Here is a 17,300-nt window from a genome sequence, read left to right on the forward strand (position 1 = left end):
GCGAAAATGTAGAGGGCCAGGGATGGCCCGAAACAAGCGCACTTGGCTGTGCTTGTAGCGGTTTTCGCAGGGCCGTTCCCGCTCGCTCTGACTCCCAAAATTGAACACGAACTTGGAGACAGAGAAGAATGACCAAGATTGCCAACATCAAGGGCCGCGAGGTTCTGGATTCCCGTGGTAACCCCACTGTCGAAGCAGACGTTATCCTCGAAGATGGAACGGTCGGAAGCGCGTGTGCACCTTCCGGGGCGTCTACCGGTTCCCGGGAGGCTCTGGAGCTGCGTGATGGCGACAAGTCCCGGTACCTTGGCAAAGGTGTTCTGAAGGCGGTTGAAGCCGTGAACGGCAAGATCCGTGACGCGCTCGTTGGCAAAGATGCGGCTGACCAACGTGGTCTGGACAAGATCATGCTGGAACTGGACGGCACCGAGAACAAGGCCAACCTGGGCGCCAACGCCATTCTGGCGGTCTCTCTGGCGGCAGCCAAGGCTGCGGCGATCTCTCTGGGCAAGCCGCTGTATGCGCATATCGCAGACATCAACGGTACCTCCGGCAAGTACTCCATGCCGGTTCCCATGATGAACATCCTCAACGGTGGCGAGCACGCAGATAACAACGTCGATATCCAGGAGTTCATGGTCCAGCCGGTTTCTGCCAAGACGTTTTCCGAAGCCCTTCGTGTTGGCGCGGAGATCTTCCACAGTCTGAAAAAAGTTCTGCAGGCGCAGGGTCTGAACACTGCAGTCGGTGATGAAGGTGGTTTTGCCCCGAACCTGCCCTCTAACGAGGCGGCACTGGCTGTGATTCAGGAAGCTGTCGAAAAGGCGGGCTACAAGCTGGGTACAGATGTAACCCTGGCTCTGGACTGCGCCTCTTCCGAGTTCTACAAGGATGGTCAGTACCAGCTCTCCGGCGAAGGCAAGAGCTTCGATTCCGAGGGCTTTGCCGATTACCTGGCCGGCCTTTGCGAGCGTTATCCCATCGTTTCCATCGAAGACGGTATGGACGAGAGTGACTGGGGCGGCTGGAAAGTGCTGACCGACAAGTTGGGCAGCAAGGTGCAGCTGGTGGGTGACGATCTGTTCGTGACCAACACTAAAATCCTGAAGCAGGGTATCGATAAGGGCATTGGCAACTCCATCCTGATCAAGTTCAACCAGATCGGCAGCCTGACCGAGACCCTGGATGCCATCAAGATGGCTCAGGATGCGGGTTACACCGCGGTCATTTCCCACCGTTCCGGTGAGACCGAGGACACCACCATCGCAGATCTGGCGGTTGCCACCTGCGCGGGCCAGATCAAGACCGGTTCCCTGTGCCGTTCTGACCGGGTTGCCAAGTACAACCAGCTGCTGCGCATTGAAGAAGCGCTGGATGGCAAGGCACCGTACCGTGGCCTGAGCGAGATCAAGGGTCAGGGCTGAGGTCCGGCGTTAAAAAATTGCTTGCCGGCAGCGGCCGGTAGGTAACAAAATGTTAAGGCCATCGCGTCCTGAATGAAAATTCAGACACGATGGCCTTTTTGTACAACCAGTTAGAAGAATTTGTTGTTAATCTACTCTAAGGTCTATACTCATTAGCCAGTGTTTAATTTTTGAACGGTTATTTCTCCGACGGAATTGGAATGAAGACGCTTTGGGCCATCATGGTTGTGTTGATTCTCCTGCTGCAGGTGCGCCTGTGGGTCGGGGAGGGTAGCTTTGCGCAGGTGTGGTCCCTGGAGCAGTCGATTGCCGAGCAGCGTGCGGAGAATGCCGATCTGGCGGCCCGTAACGATCGCCTCTATGCGGAGGTGCGGAACTTGCGCAGTGAGCAGGGGGCGCTGGAGGAGCGGGCCAGGATGAACCTTGGGTTGATTCGTGAGGACGAGACTTTCTTCCTGGTTGTTGAGAATTGATCTTCCGCTTGGGAGCACAGAGTGGCGGGGGTATTCTTTCCGGGAAACGCTACGAGCACCCACAAGTGGGTCCAGCCAGCAATCACAGATTGCTGTCGTTCGGCTGCGCATGAAGCTTTGCTTCATAAAGCGCTTGCCTCACCCATGTGCGCTTGACTGTGGCCATCCTTGGCCACAGACATTCCCGGAAAGAATACCCCCGCCACTCTCCCAGCTGAGTGCGTATACCACATGACTATCCCGAAATTTTGGCTTGTTGTCCCCGCCGCTGGCATCGGCAAGCGTATGAAGTCAGAAGTGCCGAAACAGTATCTGACGCTGTCCAACCGTTTCATTCTCGACATAACACTCTCCCGCCTACTCGATAATGCCGATTTTTCTGGCTGCATGGTCCCCCTGAGCCCCCAGGACCATTGGTGGCCTGATACCGAAGCCGTCAACGATGACCGTATCCAGACCTGCACCGGTGGTGAGGAACGCGCCGATTCGGTGCTTTCGGCGCTTCACGCGTTGCAGGAGCAGGCCGATGAGAACGATTGGGTGCTGGTGCATGATGCTGCCCGGCCCTGTGTCCACCCTGATGATCTGGCAAACCTTATCGATACCCTTTCCGGGCACCCCATTGGCGGGCTGCTGGCGGCTCCGGTGGCGGATACGCTGAAGCAAGCCGACGACGGCCAGCCGCCGGAGGTGGAGGCGACGGTGGATCGCAGCAGGCTGTGGCGGGCGTTGACGCCGCAGATGTTCCGGTTCGGGGCGCTGACCCGGGCGCTGGAAGCGTGTCTGGATGCCGGGCATGGGGTGACGGATGAGTCCTCTGCCATGGAATTTTCCGGTAACATGCCGGTTCTGGTGGAAGGGCGGCCGGATAACATCAAGATTACGGTTCCGTCAGATCTGGCACTGGCCGGTTTTATCCTGAGCCGGTTGTAACCGGTTCCGCCCGAAATTCCTTTCAACGTTCCGGAGAACAGCATGCGGATTGGTCAGGGCTTTGATGTCCATGCCTTTTGCGAAGGTGATTCCGTCATTCTTGGTGGTGTCCAGATTCCTCACAGCCAGGGCCTGAAGGCGCATTCTGATGGGGATGTGTTGCTGCATGCCCTGGCGGATGCGCTGCTCGGGGCCGTTGCTCTGGGGGATATTGGCCATCTGTTTCCGGATACCAGTGACGAGTGGGCCGGCGCTGACAGCCGGGATCTGCTGCGCCGGGTGATGGCCCGGGTGCGTGACGAGGGTTACGAGGTGGTGAACGTGGACAGCACGATCATTGCCGAGGCGCCGAAGATGGCACCGCATGTCGAGGCCATGCGCCTGAACATTGCCGAGGATCTGGGAGTTGCAGCCAGCCGGGTGAGCGTCAAGGCGACCACCACGGAGAAGCTGGGCTTTACCGGACGGGGCGAGGGGATTGCCTGTCAGGCGATCTGTCTGCTTGAGCCGGTGAATACGTGAGTACCGGCGATGCTGAACGCGGTCAATGGCGCCTGGACTGGCCCACCAGTCATGGTCGGGTCGCGAGGGCGCAGCTAAAGAGTGTTCCCGAGGATTTCGGGGTCGAGGAAATCCTGCCGGTTTCCGGGCTGATTCCCGGTGAAGGTGAGCACCTTTGCCTCCTTCTGAAGAAGACGGGTGATAACACCGAGTTTGTCGCCAGGCAGTTGGCGCGAATGGCCGGTTGTCGCGGTTTTGATGTCGGGTTTTGCGGTCTCAAGGATCGCCATGCGGTGACTACTCAATGGTTCAGTCTCTACCGTCCGGGTATGGAATCCTCAGACGGCGACTTTATCAGGGAAGTGGCCGTGCACTGGCGCGTCCTGGCGTCGGGGCGGGCACCCCGGAAATTGCGGCGGGGGGAGCATTCGGCTAACCGCTTTGCCATCGTGCTGCGTAACGTTGAAGGTCTGAAGGCGGAGATTGACGAGGCATTGAATCGCCTCGGGGAGCAGGGCGCGCCCAATTACTTCGGGCCGCAGCGTTTTGGCCGTGATGGCGGTAACCTCGACCGGGCCCTGAAAATTGATCCTTCGCAGCTGAACCGCCGTGCAGGTCGTGCAAAACGTGGCTCCCGAGGTGGCAGGGACGGATCGAAAAACGTATTGTACTTTTCGGCGGCGCGATCCTGGTTGTTCAATGAAGTACTTGCTGCGCGAGTATCGGATGGTAGCTGGACCACCTGCCTGCCTGGAGAGCCGGGAGAGCGCGCATCGGGACCCATGTGGGGCGATGGCGGGACCACCGCAACCGACGACCAGGAGATACTGGAGCGGGAAGTGGTCGGGCAGTGGCCGGAGCTTGAGCGGTTGTTTGCTGCCACGCGGATGCAGCCGGAACGCCGGCCACTGGTTGCTCAGCCGCAGGAGCTAAATTGGGAGTGGCAGGGCGTGGATACCCTCGAGATCCGTTTTGTTTTGCCCCCCGGTCAGTACGCCACCACCGTGCTGGGCGATATTTTCGAGCTGGAGGACATGAGCCTCGGCCGTCATAACGAATAAAAAGTGCTAGCGGAGAACACTGTGCGAATTCTGTTATCGAATGATGATGGTGTGCATTCGCCGGGGCTTGTTGCCCTCTATGAGGGGCTTCAGGGCCTGGGAGATCTTGAAGTTGTGGCCCCGGACCGGGATCACAGCGGTGCGAGTAACGCACTCACCCTGAACCGGCCTCTCACCGTTGAGGAGCACCCCAACGGTTTCCATTCCGTGGATGGTACGCCCACCGACTGTGTGCACCTGGCGGTGAACGGTCTGTTCGAGGAACCCTTCGATCGAGTGGTGTCCGGTATCAACACCCACGCCAACCTGGGTGATGACATTATCTATTCCGGCACGGTGGCTGCCGCTACCGAAGGACGTCACCTGGGATTGCCGGCGATTGCGGTGTCACTGGTGAACGACGGGCATTTCCATTACGAGACCGCCGCGCGGGTTGTCCGCATGCTGCTGGAGCAGGACCGACCGCTTCAGCTTGGGCCACGCTCGATCCTGAATGTGAACGTGCCCGATCTGCCCTGGGAGCAGCTGGCCGGTATTCGTGTCACCCGCCTCGGCCACCGGGAACGTGCCGAAGGGGCCGTGCCCATGACCTGTCCGAGGGGCAAGCAGAGGTACTGGATCGGTGCGGCGGGAGAGGGCGGCGATGCCGGTCCCGGAACGGATTTTCATGCAGTCCGCGAGGGCTATGTCTCGATTACGCCGGTACACATTGATATGACCCGCCATGAGGCCCTGGTGCCGCTGCGGGAGTGGATTGAGGAACTGGTGTCCGACGGAGGGCTGTCATCATGAGTGCGCAGCTCCAGGGAATTGGAATGACTTCGCGGCGTACCCGGATGCGCCTGGTTCAACGCCTGCGCGAATCCGGGATCGAATCCGACCGGGTGCTGGAGATCATCGGTGAGGTACCCCGTCATATCTTTCTGGATGAGGCGCTCGCCCATCGAGCCTACGAGGACACCTCGCTTCCCATCGGCTATGGGCAAACCCTGTCTCAGCCCTACATCGTCGCCCGCATGACGGAAATACTGCATCACCATGGGCCGGCTCGTATCCTGGAACTGGGTACCGGGTCTGGCTACCAGACAGCGGTGTTATCGAAGCTGTTCGAGGAAGTGTACAGCGTTGAGCGCATCAAGCCTTTGCAGGATCGCGCTCGGGATCGGCTTCGGCAGCTTGGCGCGCGCAATGTTTTGCTCAAGCACGCTGATGGTGGTTTGGGTTGGCCGGACCGGGGGCCCTTTGACGGCATTATCGTGACCGCCGCACCGGGCGATGTGCCGAAGGAATTGCTGGCCCAGCTGGCGGACAACGGGGTGCTGATTGCCCCGGTCGGAGAGGAGAAACAGGTGTTGGTGGAAGTGGTACGTCGTGGCGAACATTTTGAGCGCCGGGAGCTTGAGCCTGTGAATTTCGTGCCCCTGCTCGGGGGCGTGATCCGGTGAGCAAATCCTGTGACGGATCGAACGAAGTCATGCCTGAAGTTCAGAGAAACCAGCATCCCGCTGCCGTTTTCCTGCGCGGTATGGCCATGGGTGCAGCTGATATTGTTCCCGGTGTGTCCGGTGGCACCATAGCTTTCATCACCGGCATCTACTTCCGCTTGCTGGAAGCCATCAATGCTGTCCCGGTTGCTGTTTTCCGGGAATTATTCAGGGGGCGGTTCCGGGCGTTCTGGGTTGCCTGTGATGGTACATTTCTGGTCTGCCTGCTGGCGGGCATCCTGTCCAGTATCGTGACCCTGGCCTCGGCCATCAGCTTCGCGCTGGCCAACTATCCGATCCTGGTCTGGAGCTTTTTCTTTGGCCTGATCGTGGCGTCTGTCTGGCATGTAGGCCGGCAGGTGCGCCACTATCGTCTCTCCCTGTTGGCGCCGTTGATTGCGGGCATTGCCGTCGCCTGGTGGATTACCACGCTGTCCGGGGGGCAACTTACACCCTCGGCCCTGGCCTTTTTTGGTTCCGGCGCCCTGGCGATCTGCGCCATGATTCTGCCGGGAATTTCCGGGAGCTTCATCCTGGTGATTATCGGTATGTACGCGCCGGTTCTGGCAGCCATCAAGGCGGCGGACCTTGGGGTTTTGATGTTGTTCATGGCCGGGTGCCTGGTCGGGCTGCTTTCCATAGCGCGGCTGATAACCTGGGCATTTCGTCATTTCCACGACATGGTGCTGGCTCTGCTGACCGGCTTCATGATTGGAGCGCTGAACAAGGTCTGGCCCTGGAAGGAGGTGCTCAGCTGGCGTACCAACAGTTCGGGAGAGCGGGTGCCCCTGAACGAAGCCAGTATTGCTCCGGCGACTTTTGAGCAGCTGACCGGGCAGGACCCTCAGGTGCCCATGGCGCTATTGATGGCTCTGGTCGGGTTGCTGTTGGTGCTGGCAATTGAATGGGTCGGGAATCGAAAAGTGTTACCTGACGCACAGAATGAGTGTTCCCCAAGGTAACAAAGACGACCAGCACGTAACTTGGATTGCCTCTGAAAATATGCAATAAATTAGCGAGTTACTATAAAAACTTTAGAATCTGGATTGATCCTTTGGTCTTTTTAGACGGATTTTTCATAACTGGGGCAGCTTTATTCCTGTGAGATTTTTGCGTGGGCTCGTCAATGCCGCCCGGTCGGCCTCCCCGCGGTTCCACTCAGGTGCCATGCTCCAGCCTCGTTTCCTGAAAATGCTCCTGGTCGTACTGGGCGTGGTTGCGCTCACGGCCTGCAACACCCAGGCAATCTACCAGGATGATCTCTATAACCCGCCCGTGTACTGGGGTCGGCACGTGGTCAAGCCCGGCGAGAACCTTTACCGGATTGCCTGGCAATATGGCCGCGACTACCGGGAGCTGGGCAGCGCCAACGGTATCGGGCCACCCTGGACCATCAAACCCGGTCAGGTCCTGCGGCTGGATCTTCGCGGAACTGTCACATCTTCAAGCCAGAATACCCAGAAGCAGAGGGTAGCTAAGGCTCCGTCCAGGGCTGCGCCTCCGGCGCCAACGCCGAAACCGGCCCCCAGACCCAAGGTGACCAAGCCGGCAGCACCGGACGAATCCCTGGACAAACGCTCACAGACGGTAGCCAGTGTCAGCTGGCGCTGGCCGCACGCTGGCACCGTAATTGCACGATATTCAACATCCGGAAAAGTCAATAAAGGTATTGATATTGCCGGGAAAGCCGGTGATGCTGTCAAAGCGGCGGCCAAAGGAAATGTGGTCTACGCCGGTAACGGGTTGCTTGGTTACGGCAACCTCATTATCGTGAATCATAACGAGCACTATTTGAGTGCTTACGCCCACAACCGGAAGATTCTGGTGCAGGAAGGGGAGGACGTTAACGCCGGACAGGTGATCGCAGAGCTCGGGAGCAGCGGTGCGGAACGACCCATGTTGCATTTTGAAATCCGGAAGAATGGCAACCCCGTCGATCCACTCCATTACCTGCCACCCCGATAGCACTCACGCAAGCAGCCAGGATGGCTGTTGCAAGCCTTAAGCCCGGCACTGACAGAAACCGCGAACGACAAAACAACAAGAATGATCCGGCCGGATTTGGCCAAACAACAAATGTCCTGAATAAAACGAAGACGAATGAAGCAGAGTCCGGGATAAGAAGAAGTATCGGACCTTCCACAGGATTATTGAGAGGCGGGGCAAGAAACATGTCAGCAGAGCAAGACGATATCATTGTTGATCGTGTCGAGGATCTGGATGATTCCGAGGATCAGGTGCTAGCAGAAGACAAAGTAGAAAAGGAGTCGGCGGACAGCGCCGATGAAGAGGAAATCTCCACTCAGGGACGGTACTTCACCAGCCAGAAGCAGCTGGACGCAACCCAGCTCTATCTCAACGAAATCGGTTTCTCACCCCTCCTGACGCCGCAAGAGGAAGTCTACTTCGCCCGTCTCGCCCGCAAAGGCGAGGAGTCAGGGCGGAAGCGCATGATTGAAAGCAACCTGCGCCTGGTGGTCAAGATCGCCCGCCGGTACGTCAATCGCGGTCTTACCCTGCTTGACCTGATTGAGGAGGGTAACCTGGGGCTGATCCGTGCGGTCGAGAAGTTCGACCCGGAGCGCGGTTTCCGGTTCTCCACCTATGCGACCTGGTGGATCCGCCAGACCATCGAGCGGGCCATCATGAATCAGACCCGGACGATTCGCCTGCCGATTCATGTGGTCAAGGAACTTAACCTCTACCTGCGTGCTGCCCGGGAGCTGACCCAGAAGCTGGATCATGAGCCCTCTGCGGAAGAAATCGCGCAGATGGTCGATAAGCCCGCATCAGACGTGAAGCGCCTGCTGGGCCTCAACGAGCGGGTTGCCTCCATGGACACCCCGATCGGTGCCGGCGGTGAGAAATCCCTGCTCGATACCGTGGCAGACGAGGGCGCGTCGGACCCGGCGGACCTGCTGCAGGACAACAACATGTGTTCCTGCCTCGAGAAGTGGATTGATCAGCTCAGCGACAAGCAGCAGGAAGTGCTTTCCCGCCGCTTTGGTCTGCGCGGCTATCCGGTAAGTACCCTCGAAGAGGTTGGCCAGGAAATCGGGCTCACCCGCGAGCGGGTTCGGCAGATCCAGGTGGAGGCACTTCGCCGCCTGCGGGAAATCCTGGAGAAGGAAGGCCTCTCCGGTAATCTGCTGTTCCAATAAGTTCCATCGACGCCAGTAACAGAAAAGCCGGCCAATGACCTTGGCCGGCTTTTCTGTTTTCATGCCTCGCAAATGAGAACCAGGTGGCGCTCTGCTGACCGGGGTCGTTGTTAGAATGCGTTGACCGGGCAGGATAGGGTGTCGAGCCCCGGTGACGAATGAAAACGCATTGAATAATAACGATGGAAAAGGAAAGGACTATGAAGAAGGCTCTCTCATCAGGATTTGCATCCCTGATCCTCACAGCAATGTTATCAGCCCCGGCCTCGGCCCTGACCGTTGAAGGCGTCGATGTTCCCGAGACCTACCAGGCCATGGGCACCGAGCTGAAGCTCAATGGCGCCGGTACCCGCTCCAAGTGGTTCATGGACCTCTATGTGGGTGGTCTCTATGTTCCCGAGAGTATCAGTGACGGCGAGGCGGTGATCAATGCCGACGAGCCCCAGGCTATTACCCTGCATATCATCTCGGGAATGATCACCAGCGAGCGTATGACCGAGGCTACTCTCGAGGGCTTCGAGGCCTCTACCGATGGCAACATGGCAGCGGTCCAGGATGACATCGACCAGTTCATGGGCGTGTTCCAGGAAGAGATCAAGGAAGGCGATGTGTTTGATCTGGTTTACCTGCCGGGAGAGGGCGTTCGGGTCCTGAAGAACGGCGAGGTGCGGGATACCGTAGGTGATCTGGCGTTCAAGAAGGCACTGTTTGGAATCTGGCTGTCAGACAAGCCGGCCCAGGAAAACCTGAAAGAGCGAATGCTGGGTCAGCGCTGATTCACAGACGCTGAGATGGCATTGAAAAGCCGACGTACCCGCCAGGGAGTGTCGGCTTTTTTGTTTCCGAGACAGGCTATCAGAGGTAGTCCCGCTTGTCCTTGAACTCGCACAGATCCTCAATGATGCAGGCGCCACACTTGGGCTTGCGGGCCGTGCAGGTGTAACGGCCGTGGAGGATGAGCCAGTGGTGGGCATCCAGAAGGAATTCCTTCGGCACCAGGCGCAACAGGCGCTTTTCCACTTCCAGGACGTTTTTCCCCGGCGCAATTCCGGTGCGGTTGGAAACCCGGAAAATATGGGTATCCACGGCCATGGCCATGTGACCGAAAGCGGTGTTGAGGACCACGTTGGCGGTCTTGCGCCCGACACCGGGCAGGGCCTCCAGGTCCTCACGCTTTTCCGGGACCTGTCCGCCGTGCTTCTCGATCAGTATCCTGCAGGTCTTGATGACGTTTTCGGCCTTGCTGTTGAACAGGCCGATGGTCTTGATGTATTGCTTGAGCCCGTCCACACCCAGTGCCAGGATTGCCTCCGGGGTGTTGGCCACCGGAAACAGCTTGTCGGTAGCCTTGTTGACGCCCACGTCCGTTGCCTGGGCCGAGAGAATCACGGCAATCAGCAACTCGAACGGTGACGAATAGTTCAGCTCCGTGGTCGGGTTGGGGGTGGCATCCCGCAGCCGGGTAAAGATTTCGATACGTTTTTGCTTGTTCATCTGTCAGCAATACTGCTCTGGTGTGGGTTCAGGAAACATTGCCCGTGACACGGACACGCTTGCTGCCACTGGTCGCGGGTTCCGGCGCTGCGGCCTTGCGCCTGGCTTCCAGGTGACTGTCGATGCCGTTCTTCAGGGCAATCAGCAGTCCCAGGCCGACGAAAGCGCCGGGAGGCAGAACCATGAACAGCATGTCCGGATAGTTTTCAAACGGGCGGACCACCCAGTCGGCGGCCATGGGGCCCAACAGCAGGTTCATATCGGCAAACAGGGTGCCCTGGCCAATCAGCTCGCGCATTCCTCCCAGAACAATCAGTACCGCCAGGAAACCAAGGCCCATCATGGTGCCATCCAGCACCGCCGGCCCCGGGCTGTTCTTGGAAGCGAAGGCGTCTGCCCGGCCCAGGATCGTGCAGTTGGTGACAATCAGTGGAATGAAGATACCCAGAATCTGATAAAGCTCGTAGGTGAAAGCCTGCATCAGCAGCTCGGCACAGGTGACGAACGAGGCAATAATCATCACAAACGCCGGCAAACGCACCGACTCACCCACGAAGTTGCGAATCAGTGATACTGCCAGGTTCGAACCCATGAGTACCATCAGTGTGGCCAGGCCGAGCCCGATGGCGTTGACCACGGTGCTGGTTACCGCCAGCAGGGGGCACAAACCCAGGACCTGAACCAGCGCCGGGTTGTTGTTCCACAGCCCGTCGCGGATGATTTCTGCGGAGGTCTTGCTTGCCATGATCAGGGCGTCTCCTCAAGTCGGTTCAGGATTTCCCGCCGATTCTGGCGGAAGTATACCAGAGACTTCTGGACCGCCTTGACCACGGCACGGGGGGTGATGGTGGCGCCGGTGAACTGGTCAAACACCCCGCCGTTTTTCTTGACGTTCCAGTTGCGGGGTTCGGGATTGTCCAGGGAGCGTCCCTCGAAACTGTAAATCCAGTCGGATTTCTTGGTCTCGATGCGGTCACCGAGTCCCGGTGTCTCCTTGTGGCTCACCACCCGTACGCCGAGCACGGTGCCCTCAAGGTCGATACCGACCAGCAGCCGGATGTCGCCGGAGTACCCGTCAGGGGCCACCACCGGCATGATGAAGCCCGTAGGTTCACCGTTTCTCCGCGCTACCCAGACGGTCACCGGACCTTTGGTGGCAAGCTGTTTTCCGGCCGGTAACTGGACCGTATCGTTCAGCAGGTCGTTGTCATGCTGCGATTCCGGGATGATTTCAAACAGTGCCCGGGCCTCTGCCCGTGCCGTCTCTGCCTGGATGCGCTCCTGGGTCAGGGCCTGGGTCACGGCGATGGAACCGCCGGTGATGATGGCAAAGAGGCCCAGGCCGATGGCGCTGCGTCGAATGGATTGTCCCAGTGCAGCCATGTTTTACCCCTGATTCTTGCCAGGCAAGCCGCGGCGGGCCTTGTGATGGCCATAAGCACGCGGCGGCGTGTAGTAATCGATAAATGGCACGGCGAAATTCATCAGCAGCACGCTGAACGCTACCGCATCCGGGTAGTTACCCCAGGAACGGATGACGTAGATCAGCACGCCAATGCCGGCCCCGTAGATCAGCTTGCCGTGGTGACTGGTTGCCGCCGAGACCGGATCGGTGGCGATGAAGAAGGCGCCCAGCATGGTGCCGCCTGCCAGCAGGTGCAGGGACAGGGGCGCGTACTGGTCGGCATTGGCACCGAAGGCCAGGCTCATGAGGACCAGCCCTCCGAGGAAGCCGGCCGGAATATGCCAGGTGATAATGCGCAGGAACACCAGCAGCAAGCCGCCCGCCAGGAAGGCAGCGTTGACCCATTCCCAGCCCCTGGCGATACCCTCGCCGAACGTGGGGTGAACCAGAACCTCGGTGGCCGTGTGGGAAGCAATCTTGTGCTTGTATTCACCCAGCGGCGTGGCCATGGTCCAGCCGTCGATGGCGGTCTGGGAGGCCGAGAAGATCCGGGCCAGGGTTTCACCGAATCCGGGCGCATCCTGGAACAGCATCGCCGCCTCGGCCCAGTTGGTGGTCATGGCGACCGGGAATGAAATCAGCACCAGCGCGTAGCCCACCATGGCCGGGTTGAAGGGGTTGGAGCCGAGGCCGCCATACAGTTGCTTGGCAATGATGATGGCGGTGATCACGGCAATGGCCGACACCCACCAGGGCGCAAACTGGGGCAGGGAGAGGCCCAGCAACAGGCCGGTGACGGCTGCGGTATTGTCCTTCAGGAAAAACGCCACCGGCTTGCCGCGCAGTTTCAGGAAAGCCGCCTCGGAGGCGAGGGCGACGGCAATGCACCAGGCCACGTTGATCAGGTTGCCCCAGCCGAAGAAGACGGTCTGGGCAACCAGCCCGGGCAATGCCGCGATGATGACCCAGAGCATGACCCGGGACGTTGGTCGGGCGTTGCGGGCATGGGGCGATGATTGTTGAACAAATGCCATGGAGATCGGGCCTGGGCTCGGTTAATCGGATGTCTGGGATTCGGTGGTGCCGGCCAGGGCCTTGCGGGCGTCCGCCAGGGCCTGCTCGGCACGTTGCACTCGATCGTGATTTTTGGCCACCGCGCGCTCAAGCTTGTCGACGTTGTCCGCCTGCTGAGCCTTGGCGTCATCCAGCATGCCCTGCATGGTGTCCAGTTTGGATTTTGCCTGGCTCAACTGTTTTTCCAGCGCCTCGACGTCGGGCTTATCCTCGCTGGTGGCTGTGTGCGCACTGGCTTCCGGACTGGCCTTGGCGGCTTTGGCCTTCTTGCGCTCCAGGGCCTGCTGCACAAGCGCCGCCTTGGCAGCACGCTCGTCGACTGCCTCTCCGGAAGCGGCTGCTTTCTCAGCCTCCGCCTGCTTTTTCGCCTGGGCTTCGGCAGCCGCTTTCGCGCGCTCCTTACGCCGCTGCTCCTTCTCCTGTTGCTCCCGCTCCAGACGAGCCTGCCGGGCCTCGAAACGCTCCCGGGCACGGTCGGCCTTGATCTGCTCGGCCCGCTGGACGCGGATTTCGCCCTTGGCATACCGGTAATACTGCACCAGGGGAATGGAGCTGGGGCAGACGTAGGAACAGGCACCGCATTCGATGCAATCGAACAGGTTCAGGTGTTCGGCTTTCTCGAATTCGCCGGATTTCGAATACCAGAACAGCTGCTGGGGCAGCAGTTCCATGGGACACACCTCGGCACACTGGCCGCAGCGGATGCAGGGCTGTTCCGGCGGCGGCGCCGGCAACTCGGCTTCGGTGGCGGCAATCACACAGTTGGTGGTCTTGGTGACCGGGACTGCGGTGGTGGTCAGGGTGTAGCCCATCATGGGGCCCCCAAGTACCAGACGGTTCACCTTCTGCGGCTCCACGCCCGCCTGTTCCAGCAGGTAATCGATCGGTGTGCCGATCAGTGCGTCGAATGTTCCGGGCTCCCGGACCGCTTCGCCGGTAATGGTGACGATGCGGGAAATCAGCGGGCTGTCGTCAAAGACCGCCCGGGCGACTGCAACGGCGGTGCCGATGTTCTGGCACATGACGCCAATATCAGCCGGGATCCCGGCGCTCGGAACTTCCTGGCCGGTCAGGACCCGGATCAGTTGTTTTTCGCCGCCGGACGGGTACTTGGTCGGGATCACCGCAATCTCGATCTGGGTGCCTTCACAGGCCTTTTGCATGGCCTCGATGGCCTCGGGCTTGTTGTCCTCGATGCCAATCACACAGCGCTCGGGCCGCAGGATCCAGGCCATAACCTTCAGGCCGGCTACCACCTCGGTGGCTTTCTCCCGCATGGTCATGTCATCGGCGGTGATGTAGGGCTCGCACTCGGCACCGTTAAGAATCAGGGTGTCCACCTTGCGGTCCTTGGGCGGACGCAACTTGATGTCGGTGGGGAAACCGGCGCCGCCCATGCCGGAGATGCCGGCCTCGTGGATGATGCCGAGTACGGCCTCCCGATCCAGGCTGCGGTAATCGGTAACCGGATGCCGTTCCCGCCACTGATCCTCACCATCAGGCTTCAGGGTAATGCACCAGTCATTGAGGCCCGAGGGGTGCGGCACCGGCATTTCGGCAATACTCTCGATCACCCCGGAGGTGGGAGCGTGGACCGGCACGCCCATGCCGACGGTGACATCGGCGATCTTCTGGCCCTTGAGCACCCGCTCACCAACTTCCACCAGTGGTTCTGCGGGATCACCGATGTGCTGCTGCAGCGGCAGGATCAGGCGTTCGGGCAAACCGGCTGTCCGGATCGGTCGGGCCGTGGACTGTTGCTTGTTCTCGGCCGGATGGATGCCGCCGGAGAAATCCCACAATTGAGTCATCAGGCGCTGGCTCCCTGACGGTCGGTGGCAATGATGCCGGAACGCGGTGGCGTCCACGTCCAGGTGCGGATGTCCGGTTCGATAGTCACCATGTCGATGCAGTCAACCGGGCAGGGCTCGACACAGAGATCACAGCCGGTGCATTCGCTTTCGATGACGGTGTGCATGTGTTTCGCTGCGCCGAGGATAGCGTCAACCGGGCAGGCCTGGATGCATTTGGTGCAGCCGATGCATTCATCCTCGCGGATGACCGCCACGCGCCGGGCTTGCTCGACACCGTGTTCGGAATCCAGTGGCTGGGGTTCGACGTCCAGCAGATCGGCGAGGGCCTTGATGGTGCTTTCACCGCCCGGAGGGCACTTGTTGATGGCTTCGCCCTGGGCGATGGCTTCGGCGTAGGGCCGGCAACCGGGGAAACCGCACTGGCCGCACTGGGTCTGTGGCAACAGGGCATCGATCTGGTCCACCAGAGGATTGCCCTCAACCTTGAACCGCTCGGAGGCAAAGCCCAGCAGGCCGCCAAAAACCACGGCCAGGGCCAACAGCACAGCAACGGCGATCAGAATGCCCGTCCACATAACAACAAATGCTCCGTCAGACAGTGACCAGGCCGGTGAAGCCCAAAAATGCCAGCGACATCAGCCCTGCGGTTACCATACCAATGGCAGCGCCCCGGAAGGCAACCGGAACATCGGCCACCGCGATACGCTCACGCATGGCGGCAAACAGCACCAGCACCATGGAGAAACCGGCAGCTGCACCGAACCCGTACAGGACAGACTCAACGAAGTTGTTGTTTTTATTCAGGTTAAGAAGTGCCACGCCGAGAACAGCGCAGTTGGTGGTGATCAGGGGCAGGAAGATGCCCAGAACCCGGTAAAGCAGCGGACTGGTCTTGCGCACCACCATCTCGGTGAACTGGACCACCACCGCAATCACCAGGATGAAAGTGATGGTCTTCAGGAACGCCAGGTCCAGCGGGGCCAGCAGGTAGGTATAGGCCAGGTAGCTGCAAACCGATGACAGGGTCAGCACGAACGTGGTGGCCAGGGACATGCCCATGGCGGTCTCCAGTTTCCCGGACACGCCCATGAACGGGCACAGGCCCAGAAACTGAACCAGTACAAAATTGTTCACCAGAATGGTGCTGACCAGTATCAGCAAATACTCTGTCATCGGAGCTGCTCTTCCTCGCGCTGCCTTACATTACCCGCATGCCCGGGGTGGCGCCGGAATCCGGAGAAAGAATGAAAATGTCCTTTCCACCCGGACCGGCGGCCAGGACCATGCCTTCGGACATGCCAAACTTCATTTTTCTCGCCTTCAGGTTGGCCACCATGACGGTCATACGACCTTCCAGATCTTCCGGCTTGTAGGCGGACTTGATACCAGCAAACACGTTGCGTTCGCCATGTCCTACGTCAAGAGTCAGGCGAAGGAGCTTGTCTGCACCTTCAACATGCTCGGCTTTGACAATTTTAACGACCCGAAGGTCCACTTTCGCGAAATCACCGAATTCTATCTCATCGCCGATCGGCTCCAGATTGGCAGCAGGCGCTGGCTGACCGGTCGCTGCAGGCAGTTCCTCTTTCGAGGCGTCCAGCATCTTCTCGATCTGCGCCATGTCGACCCGGTTCATCAGCGGCTTGAACTTGTTGATGCCGTGGTTTTCCAGCAGTTCGGTACGGTTGTTCCAGTCCAGTTTCGCATTCAGGAACGCCTCGGAGGCCTCGGCCGTCTTCGGCAACACCGGCGCCAGGTACGTCATCAGGATGCGGAACATGTTGATGGCATTGGTGCAGATGGCCTGCAGGTTGTCGTCCTGGCCTTCCTGCTTGGCGATGACCCAGGGCTGCTCGTCGTTCACGTACTGGTTGGCAATATCCGCCAGCTCCATAATCCGGCGCATGGCGCGGCCGAACTCCCGGGCCTCGAAGTAGTCCTCGATCTCCTTGCCGGCTTCGACGAATTCCTTCAGTTTCCCATGCTCGGTGACCTCGCCCAGCTGACCGTCAAAACGCTTGGTGATAAAACCGGCACTGCGGCTGGCGATGTTCACCACCTTGCCCACCAGATCCGAATTCACCCGTGCCGCGAAGTCTTCCAGGTTCAGGTCCATGTCATCGACGCTGCCGGTGAGCTTGGCCGCGAAGTAGTAGCGCAGGTACTCCGGATCCAGGTGATCCAGGTAGGTGCGCGCCATGATGAAGGTACCGCGGGACTTGGACATCTTCTTGCCATTAACCGTCACAAACCCGTGGGCCCAGACCGCAGTCGGCGTCCGGAAGCCGGCATCGTGCAGCATGGATGGCCAGAACAGGGCGTGGAAATTGATGATGTCCTTGCCGATGAAGTGATAGACCTCGGCCTCGGAATCTGCTTTCCAGAAGTGCTCGAAGTCGATGCCTTCGCGGTTGCACAGATTCTTGAAGCTGGCCAGGTAGCCAATGGGAGCATCCAGCCAGACATAGAAGAACTT

General features: G+C 59.5%; 19 protein-coding genes. 11 read left to right on the forward strand and 8 right to left on the reverse strand.

The window, feature by feature from the left end:
* Window positions 1-128: 128 nt before the first annotated feature.
* The 11 genes from eno (at window position 129) to ACESMW_RS16005 (ending at window position 9,813) form a co-directional block, all read left to right on the forward strand.
* Window positions 129-1,424, forward strand: a complete 1,296-nt coding sequence (eno, locus tag ACESMW_RS15955; RefSeq protein WP_372987999.1) for a phosphopyruvate hydratase — start codon at window positions 129-131, stop codon at window positions 1,422-1,424.
* A 200-nt stretch (window positions 1,425-1,624) separates the two neighbouring features.
* Entirely contained in the window at window positions 1,625-1,897 is a 273-nt protein-coding gene (locus tag ACESMW_RS15960) for a septum formation initiator family protein (RefSeq protein WP_113862191.1), read from the forward strand.
* Between the two features lie 231 nt (window positions 1,898-2,128).
* On the forward strand, window positions 2,129-2,830 hold the full coding sequence (ispD, locus tag ACESMW_RS15965) for a 2-C-methyl-D-erythritol 4-phosphate cytidylyltransferase (protein ID WP_372988000.1): 702 nt from the start codon (window positions 2,129-2,131) through the stop codon (window positions 2,828-2,830).
* A 42-nt stretch (window positions 2,831-2,872) separates the two neighbouring features.
* Complete coding sequence (ispF, locus tag ACESMW_RS15970) at window positions 2,873-3,352, forward strand: 2-C-methyl-D-erythritol 2,4-cyclodiphosphate synthase (protein WP_372988001.1); 480 nt, start codon at window positions 2,873-2,875, stop codon at window positions 3,350-3,352.
* Complete coding sequence (gene truD, locus ACESMW_RS15975) at window positions 3,349-4,392, forward strand: tRNA pseudouridine(13) synthase TruD (protein WP_372988002.1); 1,044 nt, start codon at window positions 3,349-3,351, stop codon at window positions 4,390-4,392. The genes ispF and truD overlap by 4 nt, the downstream gene beginning before the upstream one ends.
* Before the next feature lie 21 nt (window positions 4,393-4,413).
* Window positions 4,414-5,184: a 5'/3'-nucleotidase SurE gene (gene surE, locus ACESMW_RS15980; RefSeq protein WP_372988003.1), complete on the forward strand. Its 771-nt coding sequence runs from the start codon at window positions 4,414-4,416 to the stop codon at window positions 5,182-5,184.
* The gene (locus tag ACESMW_RS15985) at window positions 5,181-5,837 is read left to right on the forward strand and encodes a protein-L-isoaspartate(D-aspartate) O-methyltransferase (protein ID WP_372988004.1); all 657 of its coding nucleotides are present in this window, start codon (window positions 5,181-5,183) and stop codon (window positions 5,835-5,837) included. The genes surE and ACESMW_RS15985 overlap by 4 nt, the downstream gene beginning before the upstream one ends.
* A gap of 29 nt (window positions 5,838-5,866) precedes the next feature.
* On the forward strand, window positions 5,867-6,838 hold the full coding sequence (locus tag ACESMW_RS15990; RefSeq protein WP_372988005.1) for a DUF368 domain-containing protein: 972 nt from the start codon (window positions 5,867-5,869) through the stop codon (window positions 6,836-6,838).
* A 205-nt stretch (window positions 6,839-7,043) separates the two neighbouring features.
* The gene (locus ACESMW_RS15995) at window positions 7,044-7,841 is read left to right on the forward strand and encodes a peptidoglycan DD-metalloendopeptidase family protein (protein ID WP_372988006.1); all 798 of its coding nucleotides are present in this window, start codon (window positions 7,044-7,046) and stop codon (window positions 7,839-7,841) included.
* A gap of 206 nt (window positions 7,842-8,047) precedes the next feature.
* Window positions 8,048-9,037, forward strand: a complete 990-nt coding sequence (rpoS, locus tag ACESMW_RS16000) for an RNA polymerase sigma factor RpoS (protein ID WP_372988007.1) — start codon at window positions 8,048-8,050, stop codon at window positions 9,035-9,037.
* Between the two features lie 200 nt (window positions 9,038-9,237).
* Window positions 9,238-9,813 carry a chalcone isomerase family protein gene (locus ACESMW_RS16005; protein ID WP_372988008.1) on the forward strand — a complete coding sequence of 192 codons (576 nt, stop codon included), beginning with the start codon at window positions 9,238-9,240 and terminating at the stop codon, window positions 9,811-9,813.
* A 79-nt stretch (window positions 9,814-9,892) separates the two neighbouring features.
* On the opposite strand, the gene nth is transcribed toward ACESMW_RS16005, so the two are convergent.
* The 8 genes from nth to metG all read right to left on the reverse strand — a co-directional run.
* Window positions 9,893-10,531, reverse strand: coding sequence for an endonuclease III (nth, locus tag ACESMW_RS16010; protein WP_372988009.1), 639 nt, complete (start codon window positions 10,529-10,531; stop codon window positions 9,893-9,895).
* Window positions 10,532-10,559: 28 nt separating this feature from the next.
* On the reverse strand, window positions 10,560-11,276 hold the full coding sequence (locus ACESMW_RS16015; RefSeq protein WP_372988010.1) for an electron transport complex subunit E: 717 nt from the start codon (window positions 11,274-11,276) through the stop codon (window positions 10,560-10,562).
* 2 nt (window positions 11,277-11,278) lie between these two features.
* Window positions 11,279-11,914, reverse strand: a complete 636-nt coding sequence (rsxG, locus tag ACESMW_RS16020) for an electron transport complex subunit RsxG (protein ID WP_372988011.1) — start codon at window positions 11,912-11,914, stop codon at window positions 11,279-11,281.
* A gap of 3 nt (window positions 11,915-11,917) precedes the next feature.
* Window positions 11,918-12,970, reverse strand: coding sequence for an electron transport complex subunit RsxD (gene rsxD / locus ACESMW_RS16025; RefSeq protein WP_372988012.1), 1,053 nt, complete (start codon window positions 12,968-12,970; stop codon window positions 11,918-11,920).
* 21 nt (window positions 12,971-12,991) lie between these two features.
* Window positions 12,992-14,821 carry an electron transport complex subunit RsxC gene (gene rsxC, locus ACESMW_RS16030; RefSeq protein ID WP_372988013.1) on the reverse strand — a complete coding sequence of 610 codons (1,830 nt, stop codon included), beginning with the start codon at window positions 14,819-14,821 and terminating at the stop codon, window positions 12,992-12,994.
* A complete protein-coding gene (gene rsxB / locus ACESMW_RS16035) occupies window positions 14,821-15,399 on the reverse strand; it encodes an electron transport complex subunit RsxB (RefSeq protein ID WP_372988015.1) in 579 nt (192 codons plus the stop codon). Before rsxB ends, rsxC begins: the two co-directional genes overlap by 1 nt.
* A 16-nt stretch (window positions 15,400-15,415) precedes the next feature.
* Window positions 15,416-15,997: an electron transport complex subunit RsxA gene (rsxA, locus tag ACESMW_RS16040; protein ID WP_092002993.1), complete on the reverse strand. Its 582-nt coding sequence runs from the start codon at window positions 15,995-15,997 to the stop codon at window positions 15,416-15,418.
* A gap of 25 nt (window positions 15,998-16,022) precedes the next feature.
* Window positions 16,023-17,300, reverse strand: a 1,278-nt coding sequence (metG, locus tag ACESMW_RS16045; protein WP_372988016.1) for a methionine--tRNA ligase subunit beta, incomplete at its 5' end; no start/stop codon positions are given.

This window comes from Marinobacter sp. (assembly GCF_041690455.1).
Classification (GTDB): Bacteria; Pseudomonadota; Gammaproteobacteria; order Pseudomonadales; family Oleiphilaceae; genus Marinobacter.